The 24,551-nt window shown below is 65.3% G+C and carries 19 protein-coding genes; 15 read left to right on the plus strand and 4 right to left on the minus strand.

Features of this window, described 5'->3' with window-relative positions; all coding sequences use genetic code 11:
* The first annotated feature begins 6 nt into the window (after positions 1 to 6).
* The 4 genes from LB565_RS17380 to LB565_RS17395 are packed head-to-tail and all read left to right on the plus strand — an operon-like array spanning position 7 to position 3,293.
* The gene (locus LB565_RS17380) at positions 7 to 888 is read left to right on the plus strand and encodes a branched-chain amino acid ABC transporter permease (protein ID WP_224586058.1); all 882 of its coding nucleotides are present in this window, start codon (positions 7 to 9) and stop codon (positions 886 to 888) included.
* A complete protein-coding gene (locus LB565_RS17385; RefSeq protein WP_224586060.1) occupies positions 885 to 1,847 on the plus strand; it encodes a branched-chain amino acid ABC transporter permease in 963 nt (320 codons plus the stop codon). Before LB565_RS17380 ends, LB565_RS17385 begins: the two co-directional genes overlap by 4 nt.
* Positions 1,844 to 2,572: an ABC transporter ATP-binding protein gene (locus LB565_RS17390; RefSeq protein WP_224586062.1), complete on the plus strand. Its 729-nt coding sequence runs from the start codon at positions 1,844 to 1,846 to the stop codon at positions 2,570 to 2,572. Before LB565_RS17385 ends, LB565_RS17390 begins: the two co-directional genes overlap by 4 nt.
* On the plus strand, positions 2,565 to 3,293 hold the full coding sequence (locus LB565_RS17395) for an ABC transporter ATP-binding protein (protein ID WP_224586064.1): 729 nt from the start codon (positions 2,565 to 2,567) through the stop codon (positions 3,291 to 3,293). Before LB565_RS17390 ends, LB565_RS17395 begins: the two co-directional genes overlap by 8 nt.
* A gap of 114 nt (positions 3,294 to 3,407) precedes the next feature.
* Here LB565_RS17395 and LB565_RS17400 read toward each other — a convergent pair whose 3' ends face one another.
* Positions 3,408 to 4,796 carry a sodium:proton antiporter gene (locus tag LB565_RS17400; protein ID WP_224586065.1) on the minus strand — a complete coding sequence of 463 codons (1,389 nt, stop codon included), beginning with the start codon at positions 4,794 to 4,796 and terminating at the stop codon, positions 3,408 to 3,410.
* 418 nt (positions 4,797 to 5,214) lie between these two features.
* On the minus strand, positions 5,215 to 5,829 hold the full coding sequence (gene pncA, locus LB565_RS17405) for a bifunctional nicotinamidase/pyrazinamidase (protein WP_224586067.1): 615 nt from the start codon (positions 5,827 to 5,829) through the stop codon (positions 5,215 to 5,217).
* A gap of 284 nt (positions 5,830 to 6,113) precedes the next feature.
* Here pncA and LB565_RS17410 point away from each other — a divergent pair, with 284 nt between their 5' ends.
* From LB565_RS17410 to LB565_RS17435, 6 genes are read left to right on the plus strand one after another with little or no spacing between them, the layout of a single operon-like run.
* Positions 6,114 to 6,971, plus strand: coding sequence for an FAD binding domain-containing protein (locus LB565_RS17410; protein WP_224586070.1), 858 nt, complete (start codon positions 6,114 to 6,116; stop codon positions 6,969 to 6,971).
* Positions 6,968 to 9,751: a molybdopterin-dependent oxidoreductase gene (locus LB565_RS17415; protein WP_224586072.1), complete on the plus strand. Its 2,784-nt coding sequence runs from the start codon at positions 6,968 to 6,970 to the stop codon at positions 9,749 to 9,751. Before LB565_RS17410 ends, LB565_RS17415 begins: the two co-directional genes overlap by 4 nt.
* The gene (locus LB565_RS17420; RefSeq protein WP_224586073.1) at positions 9,748 to 11,289 is read left to right on the plus strand and encodes a 6-hydroxynicotinate reductase; all 1,542 of its coding nucleotides are present in this window, start codon (positions 9,748 to 9,750) and stop codon (positions 11,287 to 11,289) included. The genes LB565_RS17415 and LB565_RS17420 overlap by 4 nt, the downstream gene beginning before the upstream one ends.
* On the plus strand, positions 11,289 to 12,173 hold the full coding sequence (locus tag LB565_RS17425) for a UPF0280 family protein (protein ID WP_224586074.1): 885 nt from the start codon (positions 11,289 to 11,291) through the stop codon (positions 12,171 to 12,173). Before LB565_RS17420 ends, LB565_RS17425 begins: the two co-directional genes overlap by 1 nt.
* Positions 12,166 to 12,750, plus strand: coding sequence for an amino acid synthesis family protein (locus LB565_RS17430; RefSeq protein ID WP_224586075.1), 585 nt, complete (start codon positions 12,166 to 12,168; stop codon positions 12,748 to 12,750). The genes LB565_RS17425 and LB565_RS17430 overlap by 8 nt, the downstream gene beginning before the upstream one ends.
* Positions 12,747 to 13,205 (plus strand): MarR family winged helix-turn-helix transcriptional regulator, encoded by a 459-nt coding sequence (locus tag LB565_RS17435; protein WP_224586077.1) that lies wholly within the window; start codon positions 12,747 to 12,749, stop codon positions 13,203 to 13,205. Before LB565_RS17430 ends, LB565_RS17435 begins: the two co-directional genes overlap by 4 nt.
* Before the next feature lie 252 nt (positions 13,206 to 13,457).
* On the opposite strand, the gene LB565_RS17440 is transcribed toward LB565_RS17435, so the two are convergent.
* Both LB565_RS17440 and LB565_RS17445 read right to left on the minus strand, forming a co-directional pair.
* Positions 13,458 to 15,146: a hydantoinase B/oxoprolinase family protein gene (locus LB565_RS17440; protein ID WP_224586079.1), complete on the minus strand. Its 1,689-nt coding sequence runs from the start codon at positions 15,144 to 15,146 to the stop codon at positions 13,458 to 13,460.
* 1 nt (position 15,147) lies between these two features.
* Positions 15,148 to 17,220, minus strand: a complete 2,073-nt coding sequence (locus LB565_RS17445; protein ID WP_224586081.1) for a hydantoinase/oxoprolinase family protein — start codon at positions 17,218 to 17,220, stop codon at positions 15,148 to 15,150.
* 222 nt (positions 17,221 to 17,442) lie between these two features.
* Here LB565_RS17445 and LB565_RS17450 point away from each other — a divergent pair, with 222 nt between their 5' ends.
* The 5 genes from LB565_RS17450 (at position 17,443) to LB565_RS17470 (ending at position 24,281) form a co-directional block, all read left to right on the plus strand.
* Entirely contained in the window at positions 17,443 to 18,270 is an 828-nt protein-coding gene (locus tag LB565_RS17450) for a ferredoxin--NADP reductase (protein ID WP_224586083.1), read from the plus strand.
* A gap of 399 nt (positions 18,271 to 18,669) precedes the next feature.
* A complete protein-coding gene (deoC, locus tag LB565_RS17455; protein WP_224586085.1) occupies positions 18,670 to 19,722 on the plus strand; it encodes a deoxyribose-phosphate aldolase in 1,053 nt (350 codons plus the stop codon).
* A 166-nt stretch (positions 19,723 to 19,888) separates the two neighbouring features.
* Entirely contained in the window at positions 19,889 to 22,264 is a 2,376-nt protein-coding gene (locus LB565_RS17460) for an aldehyde dehydrogenase family protein (RefSeq protein WP_224586088.1), read from the plus strand.
* A gap of 242 nt (positions 22,265 to 22,506) precedes the next feature.
* Complete coding sequence (locus tag LB565_RS17465) at positions 22,507 to 23,238, plus strand: SDR family oxidoreductase (protein ID WP_224586090.1); 732 nt, start codon at positions 22,507 to 22,509, stop codon at positions 23,236 to 23,238.
* Positions 23,239 to 23,435: 197 nt separating this feature from the next.
* Positions 23,436 to 24,281 (plus strand): fumarylacetoacetate hydrolase family protein, encoded by an 846-nt coding sequence (locus tag LB565_RS17470; protein ID WP_224586093.1) that lies wholly within the window; start codon positions 23,436 to 23,438, stop codon positions 24,279 to 24,281.
* The last annotated feature ends 270 nt before the right edge of the window (positions 24,282 to 24,551 follow it).

Below are 24,551 nucleotides of genomic sequence, written 5' to 3' on the forward strand. Positions count from 1 at the left end.
TAGCATATGCACTTCGGCCCCCATCTCCTCCTCGCGGCCCTCGAAGGTCTCGTCACCTCTGCCGTGCTGGCGCTGACGGCGCTTGGCCTGTCGCTGGTGTTCGGCGTCATGCGCGTCGTCAATGTCGCGCATGGCGAGTTCTTCATGCTGGGCGCGGTGCTCGCGTGGGCGGTCTCGACGGCGATTTCCGGCCACCCGGCGGTCGGCTTCGTCGCCGCGCTGGTGATCGCGCCCTTGCTGGTCGGGCTGGTCGCGCTGGTTGCCGAACGCCTGGTGCTGCGCCGGCTGAATTACAATCCCGAAGGCACCATCGTCGCCACCATCGGCATGCTCTACATCATCCAGCAGCTGGCGCTGACCTTCTATGGTCCCGAAGCGCGCCCGGTCGAGCCGCCCTTCAGCTACCGCATCCTTTTGCCGTGGTTCGGCTATTCCGGTTACAAGCTGTCGGTGGTCGCCGCGTCCGCCGTTCTGCTGGTGATTACCTGGCTGGTGCTGACGCGCACCAGGATCGGCCTGATCATGCGCGCCACCCAGTATGACCGCGAGACGGCGCAGGCCTTCGGCATCCCGGTCGAGCGCGTCTATGCCGGCGTCTTCGCCGTCGGCGCCATGCTGGCGGCGATCGCGGCGGTGCTGATCGTGCCGATCAGCCAGGCGCATTATCTGATGGGGCAGGACCCGCTGCTCTTGTCCTTCATCGTCGTCATCATCGGCGGCCTGGGATCGCTCCGCGGCACCGTGGTCGCCGCCATCCTGATCGGCCTCTCCGACGGCATCATCTCGATGTTCTTCTCGCCGACCCTGGCGAAGATCATCGCCACGCTGGTCGTCGCCATGGTGCTGGTGTTCCGGCCGCAAGGCCTGTTCGGGGCGACGTCCAGATGAGGGATGCTTCACCGGCAAAGACCTACGCCCTGCATATCGGCGTCATCGCGCTTCTGTTCGCGCTGAACTTGGTCCTGCCGGACTACCACCAGAGCCTGTTCGCCCGCATCATGGCGCTGGCCGTCTTCGCCATGGGCTACAACCTGCTCTTCGGCTATGTCGGCTTGCTCAGCCTCGGCCATGCCATGTTCTTCTCGGCCGGCCTCTACGGTGCGGGCTTGACCGTCTATCATCTCGGCTGGGGCGTGCCGGAAGCTTTTGTCGCCGGTGTCGCCTGTGGCGCGCTGCTCGCCTTGGTCATCGGCCTGCTGGCGCTGCGCACGTCCGGTGTCGCGTTCATGATCGTCACGATGATGTTCGCCCAGGTTTTCTATCTGCTTATCCTCTATTTCGCCGCCTGGACCGGCGGCGACCAGGGCCTTGTCATCCAGCAGGCGTCGCGGGTGATCGCGATCGGCGGCGCATCCTTCGACCTGACCGATCCGACCGTGCGCTACATGAGCGCGCTGGCGCTGTTCTCGATCATTCTGCTCGTCACCTTAGCCGTCGTCCGCTCCCGCTTCGGCCGCGTGCTGGTCGCCATTCGCGAGAATGAGGAGCGCACCAAGATGCTCGGCTACAACACGGTCGCCAACAAGCTCGCCGCAGTCGTCGCCGCCGGCGCCATCTGCGCGGCCTCCGGCGCGGCCTATGCCTTGCTCTTCGGCTATGTCGGCTCGGGCTTCGCTTCCGTGCAATATTCCATCCTGCCGCTGCTCTGGGTGCTGCTCGGGGGTGCCGCAACCACGCTCGGGCCGCTCATCGGCACGCTGTTCATGTACTATGTCACCGACATCACCAGCGGCTTCACCTCCGCCTATCTGCTGATCGTCGGCGTGGCGCTCATCCTGTTGGTGCTGTTCTTCCCGAAAGGCATCCTGGGCAGCATCCGCGAGCGCTGGCTGCGGTGGCTGCCATGACGCCGCTTCTCACCACCAAGGGCCTGTCGCGCCATTTCGGCGGCCTGCGCGCCGTCGACGGCGTCGACTTCACGCTGATGCCGGGCGAGATCCGCGCCATCATCGGTCCCAACGGCGCCGGCAAGACCACCTTCGTCAGCCTGCTCTCAGGCCGCATCCGGCCGTCCTCCGGCATGGTCGTCTTCGACGGCGCCGACATCACCGCCATGCCGGCTTACAAAAGGGTTCGCCTCGGCGTTGCCTACACCTTCCAGATCACCAGCGTCTTCGCCAACCTCACGGCCTTCGACAATGTCGCGCTGCCGGTGCAGCGCACGCTGACCGACGGCCGCACGAAGGGCCAGGTGAGAAGCGGCGTCATGGCGGCGCTGGAGCGCACCGGCCTTGCCGATCGCGGGGGCACGCTAGCCGGGCAACTCTCCTACGGCCATCAGCGACTGCTCGAAGTGGCGATGGGCCTGGCGCTGAAGCCGCGTCTGCTGATCCTCGACGAGCCGACGCAGGGTCTCGCCGACAGCGAGATCGACAATTTCATCATGCTGGTGCGCGAGATCGCCAGGGACGCTACGGTGCTTTTGATCGAGCACAACATGCCGGTGGTCATGCAGCTTGCCGACCGCATCACCGTCTTCAATTCGGGAAAGATCCTCGCCGAAGGAACGCCGGGTGAGATCCGCGCCAACGCCGAGGTGCAGGACGCCTATCTCGGAGCAACCCATGGCTGACTCGGTTGGAACCAATGGCGGATTGCTCACCATTTCCGGCCTCAATTGCTTCTACGGCGAGGTGCAGGTGCTCTACGGCCTCGACCTCACGCTGAACAAGGGCGAGGTGCTTTGCTTGTTCGGCCGCAACGGCGCCGGCAAGACGACGACGCTGAAGGCGATCATGGGTCTGGTGCCGGCGGCTGCCGGCTCTATCACGCTGGACGGCAAGGAACTGACCGGGCTCCCTGCGCATGACGTGCCGAAGGCCGGCGTCGCCTATGTGCCGCAGGGCAGGCGATTGTTCGCCGAGATGACGGTGGCGGAAAACATCGAGATCGGCCTGATGGCGCGCGGCAAGGGCAAGCAAACCCGCGAGAACGTGCTCGATCTCTTCCCGTTGCTCAGGGAGCGGCTGAGACAACGCTCAGGCACCCTCTCCGGCGGCGAGCAGCAGATGCTGGCGATGGCCCGCGCGCTCTGCCTCGAGCCGCAAGTACTGCTGCTGGACGAGCCGACCGAAGGGCTGATGCCGTCGATGATCGCCAAAATCCGCGAGACGGTGGCGAAGCTGCGCGAACTCGGTGTCTCGACCATCCTGGTCGAGCAGCGCGTCGACGCCGTGCTCTCGGTCGCCGACCGAGTCGCATTCATCGAGAACGGCCGCAACCGCGAGACGGTCGATGTCGAGGCGCTGCGCACCGATCCGTCGGCGGTGCGCAGGTATGTGGGCGTGGGATAACATTACCCTTCCCCTTGTGGGGAGGGTCGCTGCGAAGCAGCAGGGCGGGGGCAACGCCGACCCCCAGCCGAACCTACGGTCCGACCTCCCACAAGGGGGAGGTAAGGCGCCGTCTCACTCGAAAAACAGATACCCTGCGATCAAAAATGTCGGGATCAGCACCGCTCCCGACCACGCCATATAGCCGAAGAAGCCGGGCATCTTCACGCCGCGATGCCGGGCGATGGCATAGACCATGAAGTTCGGCGCATTGCCGATATAGGTGTTGGCGCCCATGAACACGGCGCCCGCCGAGATCGCGGCCAATGTCGAGGCGGCCTCGGTCATCAAGTGGTGCGCATCACCGCCGGCAAGCTCGAAGAACACCAGATAGGTCGGCGCATTGTCGAGGAACGACGACAACGCCCCGGTCAGCCAGAAATAGGCGAGGTTGTTCGGCTGGCCGTCGGCGGATGTTACTAGAGCCACCAGCGGCGCCAGAGCGCCGTCATGGCCGGCCCGCAGGATGGCGATGACCGGCACGATGCAGGTGAAGATGCCGGCAAAGAGTTTCGCCACCTCGGCGATCGGCTCCCAGGTGAAGCCGTTCGCCTCGCGGTGGCTCTTGTACGAGACTTGGAGGGACAGCAAGGCGAGCGCCAGGATGATCGCATCGCGCACCAGGTTCTGCAGTTCCAGGCTGACGCCGAGGACCGGAATGCTGACGCCCGGCTTCCAGCTCGCCGAAAGCAGGATTGCGCCAATCACGCCGGCAAGCAGCGGCAGGTTGGCGAGGCCATGCAAGCGCACCTTCGTGTCCGGCGTCGGATCCTTGATCTTCGGCATGCCGCCCTCGCGGCGATGCAGCACGATATCCAGCGCCAGGAAGACGATGAGCACCAGGCCGCCGGTGAACAGCGTCTCGCGCCAGAGGTTCGCGGTCGTCCAGAAAAAATCGACGCCGCGCAGGAAGCCGACAAACAGAGGCGGATCGCCAAGCGGCGTCAGCGAGCCGCCGATGTTGGAGACCAGGAAGATGAAGAAGATCACCACATGGGCGTTGAACGGCCGGTTGTCGTTGGCGCGCAGCATCGGCCGGATCAGGATCATCGAGGCGCCGGTCGTGCCGATCACCGAGGCAAGCAGCGCACCGATGAGCAGCAGGCCGGCATTGACGAGCGGTGTGCCGTGGATGTTGCCGGCGAGCAGGATGCCGCCCGAGATGGTGTAGAGCGCGAACAACAGGATGATGAAGGACAGATATTCGGTGAGCAGCGTGTGCAGCACCGCTTCGCCTGCGGACGGAATGCCGAAGGCGACTGCCAGCGGGACGACCGCCAGCGCCGCCCACCCAGTGGCGATCTTACCGTAATGGTGCTCCCAGACATGCGGAAAAAGCAGCGGCCCCGTCGCGATCGACAAGAGCAGGCCGGCAAAAGGAAGCGCCCACCAGAGCGACATCGCGGCGCCGGGCAGTTCGTGGATTTCGGCCGCGAGCGCCTGCGCTGGAAGCAGCAGCGCCATGGCAAGCGCGATGAATGCGAAAAGCTCCCTCCTTCGGCCGCCGCGCGCCTTCCCCTTCTCCCCTTGTGGGAGAAGGTGGATCGGCGCGTAGCGCCGAGACGGATGAGGGGTATTCCAGCGGAGTGAGGCGTTGGCGTTCCCTGGAACCCCCCTCATCCGTCGCCTTCGGCGACACCACCCGGCCCTTCGCTGGCTCAGGGCGTTTGAAGTTCGAAAAGCCAAGCAATTGGCTTTTCGTCCGCTACGCGGACCTCTTCTCACCCCACAAGGGGAGAAGGGGGAACCCGCATCCTGGCTCCGCAAACCAGCTATCTCCTCTCCCCTCGGGGAGAGGTCGGATTGCCCCGAATTGCCTTTCGCAATTCGACTGGCAATCCGGGTGAGGGGGCTTTCGCCCGATTGACGCTCCACGATCCGGTCAGTCCGCCGAATGATCTTCGAGCGTCACGCCGGCGTCGCGCATCCGCTTCAGCATCGCCTCGACCGAGCCATTGAGATCGATGCCGCGGCAGGCGTCGAGCCGCACCGTCGTTTTGAAACCCTGCTTAACCGCGTCGAGCGCGGAGAAGGCGACGCAGAAATCGGTGGCGAGGCCGACCAGGGTGATCGTGTCGATGCCGCGTTCCTTCAGATAGCCGGCAAGGCCGGTCGGCGTCTTGTGGTCGTTCTCGAAGAAGGCGGAATAAGAATCGATCGCGGCACGAAATCCCTTGCGGATCACCAGTTCCGCCTTGGTCCAGGCGAGCCCGGAATGGAAATCGGATCCGAGGCTGCCCTGGATGCAATGATCCGGCCACAGCGTCTGCGGCCCATAGGGCATCTCAATCGTTTCGAAGGCCTGCTTGCCCGGATGGCTGGAGGCGAAGCTCGAATGGCCGGCGGGGTGCCAGTCCTGCGTCAGGATCACATGCTCGGTCCGCCGGATCAGGTCGTTGACCAAAGGCACGATCTCGTCACCGCCGGCAACCGCCAGCGCGCCGCCGGGGCAAAAATCATTCTGCAGGTCTATGACGATAAGCGCTTCTTCGGCCATGCGGTTCCCTCTCGTTTCAACTTGGGGCTCCAGTCCAAAAGCCGCTGACGCGACCGGACAGCGAACCTTGACCAGATGGCCGGCGGCGTCAACCTCCGGCGCCATAACAATCGCGTTCAGGTCTTCGCGGCGCCAACTCCGGCCCAACTCCGGCTTTGACAATTCCGGCCGGCCTGATATCATTTGCATACGAATGAATTTGCCCGATCCGGAGATCGGCAAGAACACCCGAGGCAGGCACTTCGGGAGGCCAGGGGAAGGCCCAATTGTCTGGAAGGCAGAGCGTGATCCGTTACGCGAAACCCACCACGGTCGACGAGGCGCTCGCTCTGCTTGGCGAGGATCGTTGGCGCATTCTCGCCGGCGGCACGGATTTCTATCCGGCGCAGGGCGCGAAGCCGTTCCGCGACAACGTCCTCGACATCAACGCTCTCGCCGAACTGCGCGGCATTGCCGAGACCGGCGATCATTGGCGGATCGGCGCGCGCACCACCTGGACCGATATCGTGCGCCACCCGTTGCCGGCTGCGTTCGATGCGTTGAAATCGGCGGCGCGCGAGGTCGGTTCGGTCCAAATCCAGAATGTCGCATCAATCGCCGGCAATCTCTGCAACGCCTCGCCGGCAGCGGATGGCGTGCCGGCGCTTTTGGCCCTCGATGCCGACGTCGAATTGCGCTCGGCGAAAGCCGTCCGTCATCTTCCGCTCGGTGAATTCATCCTTGGCAATCGCCGCACGGCGCTGCAGCCGGGCGAGATGGTCACCGCCATCCGTGTACCGAAGCGATCCGCTGCCGGCGGCTCGGCTTTCGTCAAGCTCGGCGCCCGGCGCTATCTCGTCATCTCGATCGCCATGACGGCGGCGCGGCTGGTGGTCGAGAACGGCGTGATTGCCGAGGCGGCGATCGCCGTGGGCTCCTGCTCGGCGGTTGCCCGCCGCCTCGCCGGCGTCGAGGCGGCCCTGCGCGGGCGTCCGATCGATGAGGCGCTTGCCGATGCAGTGTTATCGGCGCCATTCGATGAACTGTCGCCGATCGGCGATGTGCGCGGCAGCGCCGAGTACCGAGAGCAAGCGGCGCGCGAGATCGTCGTCCGCGCCGTGCGCGCGGCGGTCGGGCTTGATCAAGGCAAGGTGGCCGCATGAGCATGGTCCAATCCGGCATGGCCCAGTCCGGCATGGAACGCGCCGACATCGCCTTCGAGGTCAACGGCGCGGCTGTCAGCGTGTCCGTGCCGCCGGTCAGGCGCCTGTCGCAGGTGTTGCGCGACGAGTTGCGGCTGACCGGCACCAAGGTCGGCTGCGATGCCGGCGATTGCGGCGCCTGCACGGTGCTGGTCGATGGCAATCCGGTCTGTGCCTGCCTGATGCCGGCGGCCTCGGTGTCCGGCGCTTCCGTCACCACCGTCGAAGGCTTGGCCAATGGCCGGCTGTCTGCTCTGCAGGCGTCGTTCCTGGAACATGGCGCCGCGCAATGCGGCATCTGCACGCCCGGCCTGCTGGTCGCGGCCACCGCGCTGTTGGACCGCAACCCCACGCCGAGCGAGGCCGAGACGCAGGACGCGCTGGGCGGCGTGCTCTGCCGCTGCACCGGCTACAGGAAGATCGTCGCCGCGGTGATGCAGGCCTCGCAGCACATGAACAGCGTGGATCTTCGCCTGCCGGAAGCCGGCCATGCCGTCGGTGCCTCCCCGATCCGGCTCGACGGCGTGCCGAAAGTCACCGGCGACGAGAAGTTCGGTGCCGACTCCTTTCCGGCCGATGCTCTGGCGGTGCTGGTGGTCCGGTCGCCGCATTATCATGCCCGCTTCAGCTTCGGCGATCTCGACGCCTGGACCAAGGCGCATCCCGGTATCGCCGGCGTCTTCACCGCCGCCGACATTACGGGAAAGAATTGCTTTGGCGTCATCGGCCCCTTCGCCGACCAGCCGGCGCTGGCCGAGGGTTTTGTCCGCCTGCGCGGCGAGGCGGTGGCACTGGTGGCGGGCGAGCGCGAGGCGATCCTTGATCTCGACCTGACGGATTTCCCTATCGCCTGGACCGAGCTGCCGCATGTGCTGCAGCCGCGCGAGGCGAAAGCCGACGATGCTGCGCTGATCCATCCGCACCGCCCGGCCAACCTCTTGACCTCCGGCTATGTTGAACGTGGCGATCCCGATGGCGCGCTCGCCGGCGCGGCCGCCACGGTCTCCGGCGCAATCGAGACCTCTTTTGTCGAGCACGCCTATATCGAGCCGGAGGCCGGCTACGCCTATATGGATGGCGACACGCTGGTCGTCGTCGCCTGCACCCAGGCGCCCTATATGGACCGCGACGATACGGCGAAGGTGCTGGGCCTTCCTGTGGAGAAGGTCCGTATCGTGCCGACCGCCACCGGCGGCGGCTTCGGCTCGAAGCTCGATGTCTCGCTGCAGCCTCTCATCGGCCTCGTAGCAATGAAGACCGGCCGGGCGGCGGCACTTGCCTACACCCGCAATGAATCGATGATGTCGACCACCAAGCGCCATCCGGCCGAGATGAAGGCGACGATCGGCGCCGATGCCGAAGGCCGCGTCACTGGCATGGTCTTCGAGGGCGATTTCAACACCGGCGCCTATGCCAGCTGGGGGCCGACCGTCGCCAACCGCGTGCCGGTGCATGCCTCCGGCCCTTACCTCACGCCAAACTACCGGGCGACGGGCTACGCCACCCACACCAATGGCCCGATCGCCGGCGCCTTCCGCGGCTTCGGTGTGCCGCAAGCCACCATCATGCAGGAAACGCTCTATGACGAACTCGCCGCCAAGCTCGGCATGGATCGTCTCGACTTCCGGCTGAAAAATTGTCTTCGTAACGGCTGCGAAACGGTCACGGGCCAGCGCCTGGAATCCGGTGTCGGTATCGGCGAATGCCTGGAACAGCTCAAGCCACACTGGATGCGTGCGCTGGCGGACGCGGAGGTGTTCAACGCAACCCATACGGCAAGCAAGCGCGGGGTCGGCATCGCCTCCTGCTGGTATGGCTGCGGCAACACCTCGCTGCCCAATCCGTCCACCATCAAGGTCGGCATCTCGGCCTCCGGCGACGTCGTGCTGCACCAGGGCGCGGTTGACATCGGCCAGGGCTCCAACACGGTCATCGCCCAGATCTGCGCCGATGCGCTCGGCCTGCCGCTGGAAAGATTCAGGTTGAAGAGCGCCGATACCGCCATTACGCCCGACGCCGGCAAAACATCCGCCTCACGCCAGACTTTTGTCACCGGCAAGGCCGCCGAAAAGGCCGGCCAGGCGCTGCGCGAGAAAATCCTGCGTTTTGCCAATGTCTCCGGTCAGGCGACAATCGCGCTTGACGGCGACAGCATCTCGATTCGCGAAGGCGATGCCGCGCGGCGCATCGATCTCGCTGCGCTCAAGGCCGATGCCGACGGCTTGGTCTTCGTCGCGGAGGAAACCTACGACCCGCCGACGCTGCCGCTCGACGCCAAGGGCCAGGGCAAGCCTTACGCGGTCTACGGCTATGGCGCGCAGATCGCCGAGCTCGAGGTCGATCTCAAGCTGGGCACCGTCAAGCTGATCAAGATCACCGCAGCGCATGATGTCGGCAAGGCGATCAACCCGGTCCTGGTCGAAGGCCAGATCGAGGGCGGCATCGCGCAAGGCATCGGCATGGCGCTGATGGAGGAGTACATCCCCGGCCGCACCGAGAACCTGCACGACTACCTCATCCCGACCATCGGCGACGTGCCGCCAGTCGAACATATATTGGTCGAGGTTCCGGATCCGGAAGGACCGTTCGGCGCCAAGGGCTTGGGCGAGCATGTGCTTATCCCAACGGCGCCGGCGATCCTCAATGCCATTCGCCATGCCACAGGCGTCCTGGTCACCAAGGTGCCGGCGACGCCGAGCCGTATCCTGGCGGCGATCCGCGAGAAGGAGGCGCGCCGATGAGCGAGCTTGCCGAACGTTTCGAAACCCACGATCCCGGTGAGAAGCAGGTGGCGGAAAAGATCCGCTGCGATGCCTGCCCGGTCATGTGCTACATCGCCGACGGCCGCACCGGCGCCTGCGACCGCTACGGCAATGTCGGCGGCCGCATCGTGCGCATGGATCCGCTGACCATCCTCGACCACGCGGCCGAGACCGGCGGCGCGGTCGTGCCTTTCGTCGCCCAGGGCGAAGCCTGGAGCGGCGAGCTGGTCAACACCGGCCGCCGCTTCGTCACCGCGATCGGCGCTGGCACCACCTATCCGGACTACAAGCCCGCGCCCTTCATCGTCAGCCAGGAGGTGGAAGGCGTCGATCTCGTCACAGTCGTCACCGAAGGCATTTTCTCCTATTGCGGCGTCAAGGTGAAGATCGATACCGACCGCCACATCGGCGACGAGACGGCGACCGTGCGCGCGCAAGGCGAGGCGATCGGCCATGTCACGACGGGGGAATACGGCTCGCAAATGCTGTCGCTCGGCGGCGTCCATCATTTGACCGGCGGTTCGAAAGCGGAGGGACGTGCCACCTGCGATGCGCTGCTCAATCTCTGCAACCGCAAGCCGGTCGAACTCACCATCGACGGCGGCGCGACGGTCATCGTCGAAGCCGGCAAGGCGCCAGTCATCGACGGCAAGGTCGAGCATCGCATGCGCGTCGGCTGCGGCTCGGCCACCATCGGCATGTTCGCCACGCAATGGCGCGGTCTCGTCGACGAGGTGGTGGTGGTCGACGACCACATCACCGGCGTCGTTTCCGAGCATCAGGCCGGCAAGGTGCTGGGCTGGGAGGATACCGGGATAAAGATCATCGGCCGCCGTTCGACCCCCGGCCGCTATTTCAAGGTATCCGAGCCCGGCCTCGGCTGGGGCGGCACGACGATCTCCGACCCGTTGTCGATCCTCGGCGACTGGAACGCCAAGAAGGGCGCGCGTCCCGGCCTGTCGCTGCTGATGGTGTCGACCACCGGCGAGCAGTTCGCCTATTACGAGCTGGACGACCAGCTGAAGCCGGTCCAGAAGCCATTTCCCGAGCGGCTGCAAAAGTCTGTCGGCCTGATCGAGGACAATTGCGAGCCGGCTTTGTGCACGGTTCTGTTCGTCGGCGGCGCCGGCGGCTCGCTGCGCGCCGGCGTTACCGAAAACCCGGTCAATCTCACCCGCTCGGTGCAAGGCCTGAAGACTTATGTGACCGTGGGCGGCGCGCCGGTCTATGTCTGGCCGGGCGGCGGCATCACGCTGATGGTCGACGTCACCCGCGTGCCACAAGGCGCCTTCGGCTATGTGCCGACGCCGGCGCTGGTGGCGCCGATCGAGTTCACCATGCGCCGCGACGACTATGTCCGGCTGGGCGGTTATGAGAACGAGATCCGCAGCGTCGAGGACATCCTCGCCAAGGGCGGCGAGTATCTCAATCCGCGCAGCAACACCGGCGCGCCGGCCGGCAATCCCTGGCCGCCATTGGCGCAGTTGCGGCGTTCAGCGGCGAACGGGGCCGGGTGATGAACGGCCCGCAGGCGCATTGGCTTGCCGACGGCAGGCGGCTCCATCTCAACCATGGGCCGATCGACCTGATCGTCGACGCTTTTGGCGAGCCGGGTGAATGCCGCGCCGCTTACGAACAGGCAGTCGCCCGCTTTCAAACGATCCTGATCGAGGTGGTCGAAGAACTGCCCGAATTGCGCTTGCCGGCCTTCTTCCTGGCGCCGCGCGACTTCGCGGGCCCGACCGCGCGCCGCATGGAGGCTGCCGTCATGCCGTTGGCGGAATGCTTCATCACGCCGATGGCCGCCGTTGCCGGGTCGGTAGCCGACGAAATTATCAGCGCAATGCTCGCCGGCCGCCGGCTCGACCGCGCTTACGTCAACAATGGCGGCGACTGCGCTCTCCATCTTGGCATCGGCCAGACGATGACGGTGGCGATCGCCGGCACCGGGAATGGCATGGCCGACCGCGTCGCCATCCGCGCAGAAGACGGCGTGCGCGGCGTCGCCACCAGCGGCTGGCGCGGTCGCTCGTTTTCACTGGGCATAGCCGATGCCGTCACGGTGCTGGCGCCGACCGGCGCCGAGGCTGACGCCGCGGCGACGCTGATTGCCAACGCCGTCGATCTGCCCGGACATCCTGCCATTGCACGCACTGCGGCGCGCGAGCTGGCGCCGGACAGCGATCTCGGCGAGATGCTGGTGACGCAAAGCGTTGGCCCGCTTGACGCCGGCGAAATTGCGCGCGCGCTGGACAACGGCCTTGCCGTCGCCGAAGATTTTCGCCGGCGCGGCCTGATCGCCGCCTCGGCGCTGTTTCTGGCGGGCGAAGCCCGCATCAGTGGCTCGGTGACGCTCGCTGCGCCCAACAAGCATGCACAGGAGGAATTTGCCGATGCCTGAGTTTCCGATCCGCAAGATTGCGGTGCTGACCGAGGAAATTTTCCACGAGGGCGGACCCATGGCCAGAGAGCCGCGCCTGCGCGCGGCTGCCATGGCGCTTGTGAAAAATCCCTTCGCCGGCCGTTATGTCGAGGATCTGCAAGGTGCGATGGAGGACCTGAAGCCGCTCGGGCTTCTGCTCTCGGACAGACTGATCGCGGCGCTCGGCGGCGACGTGAAGAAGATCGACGGCTACGGCAAGGGCGCCATCGTCGGCACGGCAGGGGAGCTGGAGCACGGCGCGCTATGGCATGTGCCGGGCGGCTACGCCATGCGCGAGCGTCTCGGCGATGCCAAGGCGATCGTGCCCTCGGCCAAGAAGGTCGGGGCCTTCGGGTCAAGGCTCGACGTGCCGCTCGGCCATATCAACGCCGCCTATGTGCGCAGCCATTTCGACGCCATGGAGGTTGGCATCAGCGACGGCCCGCGTCCGGACGAGATCCTGTTCTGCCTCGCCATGACCTGCGGTCCGCGCATCCACAACCGCATGGGCGGGCTGGCGGCAGAGGACATCAAGGCATGGGACGGCCTCAGATGAGCGAGGACAATCTGCTGCGGCTGGTCGAGGCCGAAGATGGCGACGAGAACAACTACCACCTGCAGGACCAGGTCGGCTTCATCCTGCGCAAGGCCCATCAGCGCCATGTCTCGATCTTCGCCTCGCATATCGGCGACCTGACGCCGCCGCAATTCGCCGCTTTGGCCAAGCTTTACGACATCGGCGAAACCTCGCAGAACCAGCTCGGAACGCTGATCGCCATGGACGCCGCCACCGTGAAGGGCGTCATTGACCGGCTGAAGGCGCGCGGGCTGGTCGAAGTCTCCAAGCACGAGGTCGACAAGAGGCGGCTGCTGGTCAATCTGACGCCGGAAGGCCGTGAGGCGATCGAGCGGCTGATCCCGCTCGCGCGCGCCATCACCGAGGAGACGCTGGCGCCGCTGACCGCCAAGGAGACCGCGACATTCCTGCGGCTGCTGGCGAAGCTGGCGTGAAGGGTTGCTTTCGAAAGGGTGAACATCCTTGGGCGCTGGAGGGACAGCACCCTCCTCTGGCCTGCCGGCCATCTCCCCCGCAAGGGGGGAGATCAGATGTCGCCGCCGCTTTCGCCAATCGCCAACGAAGGAAGAGATGCCAATCTCCCCCCTTGCGGGGGAGATGCCCGGCAGGGCAGAGGGGGGTTGGCGGGAACTCGACGTGGACTTGAACATATCGGCTCCATCTTCGGCCGATCATCAGTCGTCCGCCTACAAGTCCACCCCGAACATCTCCTTGGCCTGCTCCGGCGTATAGTAGCCAAGTCTGACATCCTCGGCGACCAGCTTCGGGTCGCGCTCGCGCGGATCGCCGTAACCGCCGCCGCCGGGCGTGCCGACGCGCACGCGGTCTCCGGCCTTGAGCGCGATGTCCTGTTCCTTGGAAAGATGCGGCGGCACATGCGCTTCGCCGCCCCGGAACACGGTGACGCTGTTCGGCGCGCCGTCCTTGCCGCCGAGCGCGCCCTGCGGCCCGAAGCGTCCATGGTCCATGACGAAGGATGCCCGGGCTTCACCGCGCAGGATCTCGACCTCATAGGCAAGCCCGAAGCCGCCGCGATGTTTTCCCGCGCCGCCGGAGCCTTCGCGCAGCGCGTAGTGGCGATAGAGCACCGGAAAAGCCTGTTCCATGATCTCGACCGGGGGCGATTTTGAAATGCCGATGGTCGAACAGCCATTGCTCAAGCCGTCATGGCCGGCATTGCCGCCATAACCGCCGCCCGAGATCTGGTACATGACATAGTCGCGCCCGCGCGCCGGATCGTTGCCGCCGAGCGCGAAATTGCCGCTGGAGCCGGCCGGTGCGGCCGTCACCTTTTCCGGCAGCGCCTGCACCATGGCCGCGAACACCGCTTCGGCGATGCGCTGCGAAACCTCCGCCGCGCAGCCCGACACCGGGCGCGGATATCTGGCGTCGAGGAAGGTGCCTTCCGGCCGCTGGACGTTCAGCGGTTCGAAGGCGCCGGCGCTGATCGGCACTTCCGGAAAAATATGGCGCATCGCGAGATAGACCGACGACAGCGTCGTCGCCAGCACGCTGTTCATCGGTCCGGCGCAGGGTTTCGATGAGCCGGCAAAGTCGAAGGTCAGCGTGTCGCCTTGCTTCTCGACGGCGAGATTGATGGTCAGCGGCTCGTTCACCACGCCGTCGGAATCGACGAAGGCCTGCGAGCGGTAGATCCCATCAGGGATCACGGCGATCGAGGCGCGCATCTGCTCGGCGGCGCGGCGGCGCAGTTCCGCGATCGCCTCGACGACCGTTTCGTCACCGTAGCGATCCAGGATTTCGTTCAGCCTGTCCTGGCCGATCAGTAGCGCGGCGGCCTGCGCGCGGATGTCGCCGATGCGCTGATCTGCGACCCGGATGTTGGAACAGATGATGGCGTAGATCTCCGGATCGAGCGCGCCCTTCTTGAACAGTTTCACCGGCGGCAGGCGCAGGCCTTCCTGTTCGACCGCCGTGGCCGAAGCGGAGAAGCCGCCCGGTACCGAGCCGCCGATATCCGGCCAGTGGCCGGTGTTGGAAAGCCAGCAGAAGATCTTGCCGCCGCGATAGACCGGCATGACGAAGCGCACATCCATCAGATGCGTGCCGCCGAGATAGGGATCGTTGACGATGTAGATGTCGCCGGGCCCCGGCGGCAGGCATCGTCCGTCGGCGATCATTTCGATCACCGTCTTGGTCGAATATTGCATGACGCCGACGAAGACCGGCAGGCCCTGACTGCCCTGCGCGATCAGCGAGCCGTCGACGGCCGAATAGATGCCGTCCGAGCGGTCATTGGCTTCCGCGATGACCGGCGAGAAGGCCGCGCGCGAGAAGGTCAGGTCCATCTCGTCGCAGACCTGCTGCAGAGCCGCCTGCAGCACCGAAAGCGTGATCGTGTCGAGCTTTGCCATCTTAGGCCTCGCCGATGTCGATGATGATGTTGCCGTCGGCATCCGAGCGCGCCCGGTCGCCTGGTTCGAGCACGGTCGTGGCATCCATCTGCTCGAGGATTGCCGGCCCCACAATTGTTGCGTCGAGCGGCAGCTTTTCGCGCGCGTAGACCGGCGTGTCATGCCAGCGCCCGCTGTACCAGACCGGCCGGATTTCGCGCCGCGCCTCCTCGAGCGTGGTGGCACGTCCTGCGGGGTCGATCAGCCGCGACAGGTCTATCTGCGGCCGCACGCCGGTGACCGAGGTGTTGAGGTTGACGAGGTTGGCGCGGATCTCCGGCAACTCGACCTTGAAGCGGGCGAAATAGGCTTTTTCGAACAGAAGCTGCAGTGTTTCTCGTGAAACCGACGAGGAGGGCAGGGGCACGTTGATGATGTGCGTCTGGCCGACGAACTGCATGTCGGCCGAATGGGTGACGCGGATCGCGTCGGGTTTCACCGCCTCCTTGGCCATCAGCGCCTCGCCTTCGTTACGGTGCCGTTCCAACACCTCGCGAAGCGCAGCTTGGTCCAGGCCGCCGACCGGCTGGTTGATTGTGTTGACGAAGTCATGCCTGAGATCGGCAACCACGCAGCCGAGCGCGTTGGTGATGCCCGGGCGCGCCGGCACCAGCACCCGGGGCAGGCCGAGCTCGCGTGCGAGCGCCGTCGCGTGCAGCGGCCCGGCGCCGCCGAAGGCGAACAGCGCGAAATCGCGGGGATCGTGGCCGCGCGAGACCGAAACCATGCGGATCGCGCCCGCCATCTTCATGTTGCCGAGCCGCAAGACGGCACCCGCCGCTTCGACGCCGGAGAGGCCTGCGCGCTTGCCGATCTTCTCCTCGAAAATGCCGGTGACATGCTCGACCGTGACCGGATTTTCGACGGCGAGCAATTTCTTCGGCGCCAGGCGGCCGAGCACCAGATTGGCGTCGGTGATGGTCGGCTCGATACCGCCGCGCCCATAGCAGATCGGGCCTGGGTTGGCGCCGGCGCTTTCCGGGCCGATCTGGATCAGCCCGGCCGCATCGACGCGCGCGATCGAGCCGCCGCCGGCGCCGACGGTGTGCACCGCCACCATCGGCACGTGGATCGGCATCGCATATTCGATCTCGATCTCGTTCGAGACGGCAGGTTCGGCGTTGCGGATCAGCGCCACGTCGGTCGAGGTGCCGCCCATGTCGTAGGTGACGAGGTTGCCGAAGCCGGAGCGCATTCCCGTATAGGCGGCGGCGATCACGCCCGACGCCGGGCCGGACATCACGGTCTTGGCCGATTCCAATGTGACAAAGCGGGCCGAGATCATGCCGCCATTGCCGTTCATGATCAGGAAGTCGCGGGCGTAGCCCTTTGCCGCCAGCTCCTTGCGCAGCCGTTCGACATAGCGCTCGAGGATCGGCTGAACCGAGGCGTTGACCGCCGCCGTGACGCCGCGCTCGAACTCGCGCGCTTCCGAAAGCAGCGCATGGCCGGTAGTGATGTGGCCGTTCGGCCAGAACTCTGCCGCGATCGCGGCGGCGCGCCGCTCATGCGAGGGGTTGGCGTAGGAGTGCAGGAAATGGATGACCAGCGACTCGCAGCCGTCGTCGAGCAGCTTCTTCACCGCATCGCGCATCTCGGCTTCGTCGAGTGGAATGCGCACGGCGCCCGACGCCTCGACCCGCTCCGAAACTTCGAGCCGCAGATCGCGGGGAATGACGGGGACAAAAGTGCCCGTCATGCCATAGGCCTGCGGCCTTGTGCGCCGGCCAAGCTCGATCACGTCGCGAAAGCCGCGCGTGGTGATCATGCCGGTCCGCGCCAGGTGGCGCTCCAGCACGGCGTTGGTCGTGGTCGTCGTGCCATGCACGATGAGGTCGATACCGTCGATCGGAAAGCCGGTGGCGCCAAGTGCCGCGACCACGCCGAAGGCCTGGTTCTCCACCGTGGTCGGGGTCTTGGCGATATGGACCTTGCCGCCCGCCTTGCCGTCGATCAAAAGCAGATCGGTGAAAGTCCCGCCGACATCGATGCCAGCTACGACGCTTCCCGCCGACGCCGAAAATTTCTCATTCATTGCCGAAACCCGAAATGCCAGGACTACGGATATGCCTCGGTTTGGAAAGGCGTTTTACGTCGCCATCTTGACCTCGAGATCATTTGTATACTAATAAATTCCGGACACAAGAGCTTACCGCTTGGCAGTGTGCAGCGGGCACGCCGGAACCTGACCGTTCGGGCGCGCAGGAGAAAGTTTGGCGCCCAGTGCGTTCCATCTGGGCCGGAAAGTTGGGTTGGAATGAACACGACATCCGCATTGAACGTCGCCGGCGCAAGGCCGCTGCAGTTCCCGATCCCGGCCAATGTCTATGCGGAGACCGTGGTGTCGGTGAAGCATTACACCGACCGGCTGTTCTCCTTCCGCATCACCCGGCCGCAGTCGCTGCGCTTCCGCTCCGGCGAGTTCGTCATGATCGGCCTGCCCAATGCCGAGAAGCCGATCTTCCGCGCCTATTCGGTCGCCAGCCCCGCCTGGGATGATGAGCTTGAATTCTTCTCGATCAAGGTCCCGGACGGTCCGCTGACCTCCGAGCTGCAGAAGATTGAGGTCGGCGACACCGTCATCATGCGCCAAAAGTCGACCGGCACGCTGGTGCTCGACGCGCTGACGCCCGCCAAGCGCGTGATCATGATCTCGACCGGCACCGGCATCGCGCCCTTCGCCAGCCTGCTGCGCGACCCCGATACCTACGAGAAGTTCGACCAGGTCATCCTCACCCACACCTGCCGCGACAATGCCGAGCTCACCTACGGCCAGGAGCTGGTGGCCGGGCTCGAGAGCGACCCGCTGATCGGCGAGCTGACCGGCGGCCGCGTCACGCTCTACAATTCGACGACCCGCGAGGAATCGGCGCGCATGGGCCGCATCACCGCGCTGATCGGCTCGGGCAAGTTCTATTCGGACCTCGGCATCGAGAAACTCAATCCCGAGACGGACCGCATCATGATTTGCGGCTCGATGCATATGCTGAAGGACGTCAAGGAACTCGCCGAAAGCCTCGGCTTCCAGGAAGGCTCCTTGAGTCATCCGGCCAGCTTCGTCGTCGAGCGCGCCTTCGTCGGCTGAGGCGTGCAGCCGGCCAGCTCTGTTGGAAGCCACTGAGATTTACCGACGACATTCGCGCTTCGTCATTCTAGGGCGGAGCAAGGAGCGGAGCGACGCGCGCGGACCCTAGAATCCATGCCGTTACACTAAAGCATTGCGGCGGTTACAGAATTCTGCACCGTTGCACTCTGCGGCAGAGATCACGGCATGGATACTCGGGTCTAGCCCGAGTATGACGAAGGGATGGGCGTTGCGGCCAATCTCCAACGCCGGGAGCGCATACTCAGGATGATGTCTTGACCATGCGGTCAAAAATCTGCTGCCTGAGCGGGCTTTTTCCATTATGACCCTTTGAAAGACTCGTGATGCGCTGCGTCACGGGCTATCTTCGGCTGAGGTCGCTGAATGAGAGGGCAGGAGATGAGCACGATCCGCGAGGCCGGCGCAGGCGCAGGCGCGTCCAAGGTGATGCCGCTGCCGGCGCGCGCCGCCGCCAACACGCCGCTGCCATTGGAGCACGGCATTGCCCGCAACCCCGGCATGAAGCTCGATCTCGGCTTCCTGGAATCGGTGCGCAGCGTCAACCGCTCGGCGCTGGAGCGCCGTGTCGCCACGCTGACCAAACGGCGCTCGATCAAGGCCGACAACCAGGCCGCCTGGCTCCTGCGCGCCATTGCCTGCATGGACCTAACCACGCTGAACTCCAACGACACCGACGAGCGCGTGCGCCGGCTTTGCGCCAAGGCGATCAACCCGTTGCGCCGCGATATCGTCGAGGGTCTCGGCATATCAGGCGAAACCATCCGGCCGGCGGCGGTCTGCGTCTATCATCCCTTCGTGGCCACGGCAGTCGACGCCGTGCGCGGCACCGGCATCCATGTCGCCGCGGTCTCCACCGCCTTCCCGCACGGCCTTGCGCCGCTCTCGACGCGCCTGCAGGAGATCGAGGCTTCGGTGAAGGACGGCGCCGATGAGATCGACGTCGTCATCCCGCGCGGCCTGGTTTATGGCGCAAAATGGCGCGAGCTGTTCAACGAGATCGTCGCCATGCGCGCGGCCTGCGGCGATGCGCATCTCAAAGTCATCCTCGGCACCGGCGATCTCGCCACTTTGCGCAACGTCATGCTCGCCTCCATGGTGGCCATGATGGCGGGCGCCGATTTCATAAAAACCTCGACCGGCAAGGAAAGCGTCAACGCCACGCTTCCCGTCGGTCTTGCCATGGTGCGCGCCATCCGCGCCTATTTCGAAGAGACCGGCTATCTCATCGGCTTCAAGCCGGCCGGCGGCATTTCCACCGCCAAGGTTTCCCTCGACTGGCTGGTGCTGATGAAGGAAGAGCTCGGCCGTCCCTGGCTCGAGCCGGACCTGTTCCGCTTCGGCGCGTCCAGCCTGCTCACCGACATCGAACGCCAGCTCGAACATCATTTGACCGGCCACTATTCGGCCAACCACCGCCACGCGATGGCGTGAGCTTCCACCCTCCCCTTGTGGGAGGGTCGCCGCCCAGCGGCAGGGTGGTGGTCGTAAAAACCAGATCAGCCAGTCCAATGAACGAAACCATCAGCTATTTACCCCCACCCCGATCGGCTCTGCCGATCGACCCTCCCCACAAGAGGGATGGTAAAAGAGGCGCCCCATGAACATCCTCGAACGCTATCACGCCATGGAATACGGCCCGGCGCCGGAAGCCCGCAACGAGGCCGACGCCTGGCTCGCCGCACGCGATTTCTCCAAGGCCCTTTTCATCGACGGCGCCTGGAAGGCGGCGGCCAACGGCAAGACTTTCGAGACCAGCGAGCCGTCCTCCGGCAAGCTTCTCGCCAAGGTCTCGGATGCTGGCGCCGCCGACATTGACGCCGCGGTTGCTGCTGCCGCAAAAGCGCTGCCGAAATGGTCGGCATCCTCGGGTTATGCCAGAGCCAAGGTGCTCTATGCCATCGGCCGGGCCATGCAGCGCCATCAGCGCCTGTTCGCGGTGCTGGAATCGATCGACAACGGCAAGCCGATCCGCGAAAGCCGCGACATCGACGTGCCGCTGGCGATCCGCCACTTCATCCATCATGCCGGCTGGGCGCAGACGTTGGAAAAGGATTTCCCCGGCCACAAGCCGGTCGGCGTCGTCGGCCAGGTCATCCCGTGGAACTTCCCGCTGCTGATGCTGGCCTGGAAGATCGCGCCGGCCTTGGCCGCCGGCTGCACGGTGGTGCTGAAGCCTGCCGAGTTCACGCCGCTCACCGCCATATTGTTCGCCGAGATCTGCGAGCGGGCCGGCGTGCCGAAGGGGGTCGTCAACATCGTCCAGGGCGGACCGGAGGCGGGTGCTGCCATCGTCAATCATCCCGGCATCCAGAAGATCGCCTTCACCGGCTCTTCGGAAGTCGGCAGGATCATCCGCAAGGCCACCGCCGGGTCGGGCAAGAAACTGTCGCTGGAGCTCGGCGGCAAATCGGCCTTCATCGTCTTCGAGGATGCCGATCTCGACAGCGCCGTCGAAGGTCTGGTCGACGGCATATGGTTCAACCAGGGCCAGGTCTGCTGCGCCGGCTCGCGTCTGCTGGTCCAGGAAGGCGTCGCGGAGGCCTTCATCGCCAAGATCAAGGTCAGGATGAGCCGGCTGCGCGTCGGCAGCCCGCTCGACAAGAACACCGATATCGGCCCGCTTGTCGACCGCACCCAGCTCGACCGCGTCAAGGGTCTCATTGCCGAGGGGGCGAAACAGGGCGCGGTCTGCTGGCAGCCGGATGCCGCTTTGCCATCCTCCGGCTATTATCACCTGCCGACGCTCGCAACGGGTGTTTCGCCGGCTAACATACTGGCGCAGGAAGAGGTGTTCGGGCCGGTGCTGGCGACGATGAGCTTCCGCAACACCGAGGAGGCGATCGAGCTTGCCAACAACACGCGCTACGGCTTGGCTGCTTCGGTGTGGAGCGAGAACATCAATCTGGCCCTGCATGTCGCGCCGCAACTGAAGGCGGGCGTGGTGTGGGTCAACGGCACCAACATGTTCGACGCCGCCTGCGGCTTTGGCGGCTATCGCGAAAGCGGTTTTGGCCGTGAAGGCGGCCGCGAAGGCATGTTCGAGTATCTGGCGGTGAAGCTGCCGGTCGGGTCCGTCATCAAGCCGGCAGCCGCCGGCTCGGCCCAGCCGGTCGAGCAAGCCGATGGAATGCCTATCGATCGCACGGCAAAGCTGTTCATCGGCGGCAAGCAGGTGCGCCCAGATGGCAACTACTCGCTCGCCGTCGCGACCGCCAAGGGCAAGCTGGCCGGCGAAGTCGGCCTCGGCAACCGCAAGGACATCCGCGATGCCGTCGCCGCCGCCCGTGGGTGCAAGGCCTGGCCGGAGGCGACCGCCTATAACCGCAGCCAGGTGCTCTATTATTTCGCCGAGAACCTTTCGGGCCGCGCCGATGAGTTCGCCGCGCGCCTTGTCCAGTTGACCGGCGTGGCGGCGAAGGCCGCGCGCGAAGAGGTCGAGCAATCGATCGAGCGTTTGTTCCTCTATGCCGGCCTCACCGATAAGTTCGAGGGCCGCGTCCACCAGCCGCCGGCCCGTGTCGTGACGCTTGCGCTGCATGAGCCGGTTGGCGTCGTCGGCATCGTCGCGCCGGACAACCAGCCGCTGCTCAACTTCATTTCGCTGGTCGCGCCGGCGCTTGCCATGGGCAACACCGTCGTTGCCATCCCGTCCGAGCGGCATCCGCTGCTTGCGACCGACCTCTATCAGGTGATCGAATATTCCGACTTGCCTGCCGGCGCCATCAACATCGTCACCGGCCGCAGCGCCGAACTCGCCGGCGTGCTGGCCAAGCATGACGATGTCGACGGGCTCTGGGTGTTCGCCGATGCCGATATCTGCGCCAAGGCGGAGGCCGATTCCATCGGCAATCTCAAACGGGTCTGGGCCGGCAATGGCCGCACGCTCGACTGGGCCTCGAGCGAGGCCGCCGGCGAGCCCTTCCTGCGCCGCGCCATCGAGGTCAAGAACGTCTGGGTGCCCTACGGCGACTGATGCCCTTCGCGCGAGGCGCGCCCGCACCCTCGCGGCAATGATATCCGCGTGCCGGAGCCGTTTGGCTGCTGTCGCGAAGAGATGGCGTTCGGGCTTGACGCTTGTGCGGGTGTTCTTTAACCAGAAAAAACATCTTTATCTATGGGCAAGAACTTAGTCCGCACGGTGCTGGCGGTCTGGCGCACGACGCCTGGGCCGGCCATCGATAGGGGCGGACGCTCCAGGCAGGCGAGGAGAAAGACATGGCGGATCTGGCAGGTAAAGTGGTGGTCGTCACCGCGGCGGCGCAAGGCATCGGCCGGGCAAGCGCGCTGGCCTTCGCCAAGACGGGCGCAACCGTTCACGCCACGGATATCAACGAGCCGTTGCTGGCCGAGCTGGGCAAGACACCTGGCATCAAGACCCGCAAGCTCGATGTGCTGAACGACGCGGCCGTCGCTTCTGCCTTCGCCGAGATCGGCCGGGTCGATGTGCTGTTCAACTGCGCCGGCTTCGTCCATGGCGGCTCCATCCTCGAGATGAAGGACGAGGATCTCGACTTCGCGCTCAACCTCAACGTCCGTTCGATGATCCGCACCATCCGCGCCGTGCTGCCCGGCATGCTGGAACGCGGCGACGGCTCGATCATCAACATGGCGTCGCTGGCGAGCTCGCAGAAGGGCGTGCCGAACCGCTTCGTCTACGGCCTGACCAAGGCGGCCGTGGTCGGCCTGACCAAGGCGGTCGCCGCCGATTATGTCGCCAAGGGCATTCGCTGCAACGCCATCTGCCCCGGCACGGTCGAAAGCCCGTCGCTCCAGGACCGCATGCATGCGCAGGGCGATTATGAGGCGGCGCGCGCGGCGTTCATCGCCCGCCAGCCCATGGGCCGGCTTGGCACGCCGGAGGAGATCGCCGATCTCGCGGTCTACCTTGCCGGCGCCACCTACACGTCGGGGCAGGCCTACAACATCGACGGCGGCTGGTCGATCTGAGGAATCGGAAAGGGCTTAGCAGGGAGATCGGGGTACTGCATCGATCAGTCTGAAAATCCCTTTCGCCAGATCGCCCGATGCGGCGTTCGCGCTTGCCGGAGATCGGATCGATGGCTACGGTCCGCCCGGCTTTCGCAACGTCCCCAATCGAAACGAATTTTGCAAATGGCTTCAGGCCGCACCTTAGGAGAAGAATGATGAAGTTGTTGCGCTATGGCGAAGCTGGCAGCGAGAAGCCCGGCCTGCTCGATGCGGATGGGGTGATCCGCGACCTTTCGGCTCATGTCGCCGACATCGCCGGCACGACGCTTCATCCGGCTTCGCTGGAGATGCTCTCGAAGCTCGATCCGAAATCGCTGCCGGTGGTCACCGGCAAGCCGCGCCTGGGCGCCTGCGTCGCCGGCACCGGAAAATTCATCTGCATCGGCCTGAACTATTCCGATCACGCCGCCGAGACCGGCGCCACCGTGCCGCCGGAGCCGATCATCTTCATGAAGGCTAGCTCGGCGATCGTCGGGCCTGATGACGACGTGCTGATCCCGCGCGGCTCGGTCAAGACCGACTGGGAAGTCGAGCTCGGCGTGATCATCGGTAAGACGGCGAAGTATGTCTCGCAGGACGACGCGCTGGATTATGTCGCCGGCTATTGCGTCGCGCATGACGTGTCGGAGCGCGCCTTCCAGGCCGAGCGCCAGGGCCAGTGGACCAAGGGCAAGTCCTGCGACACGTTCGGCCCGACCGGCCCGTGGCTGGTCACCAAGGACGAGGTCGCCGACCCGCAGAACCTGAAGATGTGGCTGACCGTCAACGGCAAGACCATGCAGAACGGCTCGACCAGGACCATGGTTTATGGCGTGAAGTATCTGGTCTCCTATCTCAGCCAGTTCATGTCGCTGCATCCCGGCGACATCATCTCCACCGGCACCCCGCCCGGCGTCGGCCTCGGCATGAAGCCGCCGGTGTTCCTGAAGCCCGGCGACGTCGTTGAGCTCGGCATCGAAGGGCTCGGCCAGCAGAAGCAGACGTTCAAGGCGGACGAGTAACGCAGGCTTTTCCGTTCTCTGCTTTTGGTATTCCGGAAGGAGAGAGGGCGGTTTCGCGCCCTTCCTCTCCCCCGTCGATCGGGGGAGAGGTGGCTCGGCGAAGCCGAGACGGAGTGGGGGCTCGACCACTCGTCAAGACCAACATCAAGGATCCAAAGAATTCATCATTCGCTGTGTGCCGGGGCGCCCGCGTTAGAGTCTTTCATGTTTTGACGGAAGCGTATCCGGCGTTTTCGAAGTAGTTCTTGCATTCGGTTGCCTCGATGGTTG

It is taken from the genome of Mesorhizobium sp. CA14 (genome assembly GCF_020165195.1).
Taxonomy (GTDB): domain Bacteria; phylum Pseudomonadota; class Alphaproteobacteria; order Rhizobiales; family Rhizobiaceae; genus Mesorhizobium.

Bases quoted from the DNA above. Each gene is read 5' to 3' on its own strand.
- LB565_RS17420 (WP_224586073.1), top strand. From the start codon at position 9,748: ATGAGCGAGCTTGCCGAACGTTTCGAAACCCACGATCCCGGTGAGAAG.
- LB565_RS17450 (WP_224586083.1), top strand. From the start codon at position 17,443: ATGAACACGACATCCGCATTGAACGTCGCCGGCGCAAGGCCGCTGCAG.
- LB565_RS17425 (WP_224586074.1), top strand. From the start codon at position 11,289: ATGAACGGCCCGCAGGCGCATTGGCTTGCCGACGGCAGGCGGCTCCAT.
- LB565_RS17430 (WP_224586075.1), top strand. From the start codon at position 12,166: ATGCCTGAGTTTCCGATCCGCAAGATTGCGGTGCTGACCGAGGAAATT.
- LB565_RS17440 (WP_224586079.1), bottom strand. From the start codon at position 15,146: ATGGCAAAGCTCGACACGATCACGCTTTCGGTGCTGCAGGCGGCTCTG.
- LB565_RS17380 (WP_224586058.1), top strand. From the start codon at position 7: ATGCACTTCGGCCCCCATCTCCTCCTCGCGGCCCTCGAAGGTCTCGTC.
- LB565_RS17470 (WP_224586093.1), top strand. From the start codon at position 23,436: ATGAAGTTGTTGCGCTATGGCGAAGCTGGCAGCGAGAAGCCCGGCCTG.
- LB565_RS17385 (WP_224586060.1), top strand. From the start codon at position 885: ATGAGGGATGCTTCACCGGCAAAGACCTACGCCCTGCATATCGGCGTC.
- LB565_RS17415 (WP_224586072.1), top strand. From the start codon at position 6,968: ATGAGCATGGTCCAATCCGGCATGGCCCAGTCCGGCATGGAACGCGCC.
- LB565_RS17460 (WP_224586088.1), top strand. From the start codon at position 19,889: ATGAACATCCTCGAACGCTATCACGCCATGGAATACGGCCCGGCGCCG.
- LB565_RS17395 (WP_224586064.1), top strand. From the start codon at position 2,565: ATGGCTGACTCGGTTGGAACCAATGGCGGATTGCTCACCATTTCCGGC.
- LB565_RS17390 (WP_224586062.1), top strand. From the start codon at position 1,844: ATGACGCCGCTTCTCACCACCAAGGGCCTGTCGCGCCATTTCGGCGGC.
- LB565_RS17445 (WP_224586081.1), bottom strand. From the start codon at position 17,220: ATGAATGAGAAATTTTCGGCGTCGGCGGGAAGCGTCGTAGCTGGCATC.
- LB565_RS17400 (WP_224586065.1), bottom strand. From the start codon at position 4,796: ATGGCGCTGCTGCTTCCAGCGCAGGCGCTCGCGGCCGAAATCCACGAA.
- deoC (WP_224586085.1), top strand. From the start codon at position 18,670: ATGAGCACGATCCGCGAGGCCGGCGCAGGCGCAGGCGCGTCCAAGGTG.
- pncA (WP_224586067.1), bottom strand. From the start codon at position 5,829: ATGGCCGAAGAAGCGCTTATCGTCATAGACCTGCAGAATGATTTTTGC.
- LB565_RS17465 (WP_224586090.1), top strand. From the start codon at position 22,507: ATGGCGGATCTGGCAGGTAAAGTGGTGGTCGTCACCGCGGCGGCGCAA.
- LB565_RS17435 (WP_224586077.1), top strand. From the start codon at position 12,747: ATGAGCGAGGACAATCTGCTGCGGCTGGTCGAGGCCGAAGATGGCGAC.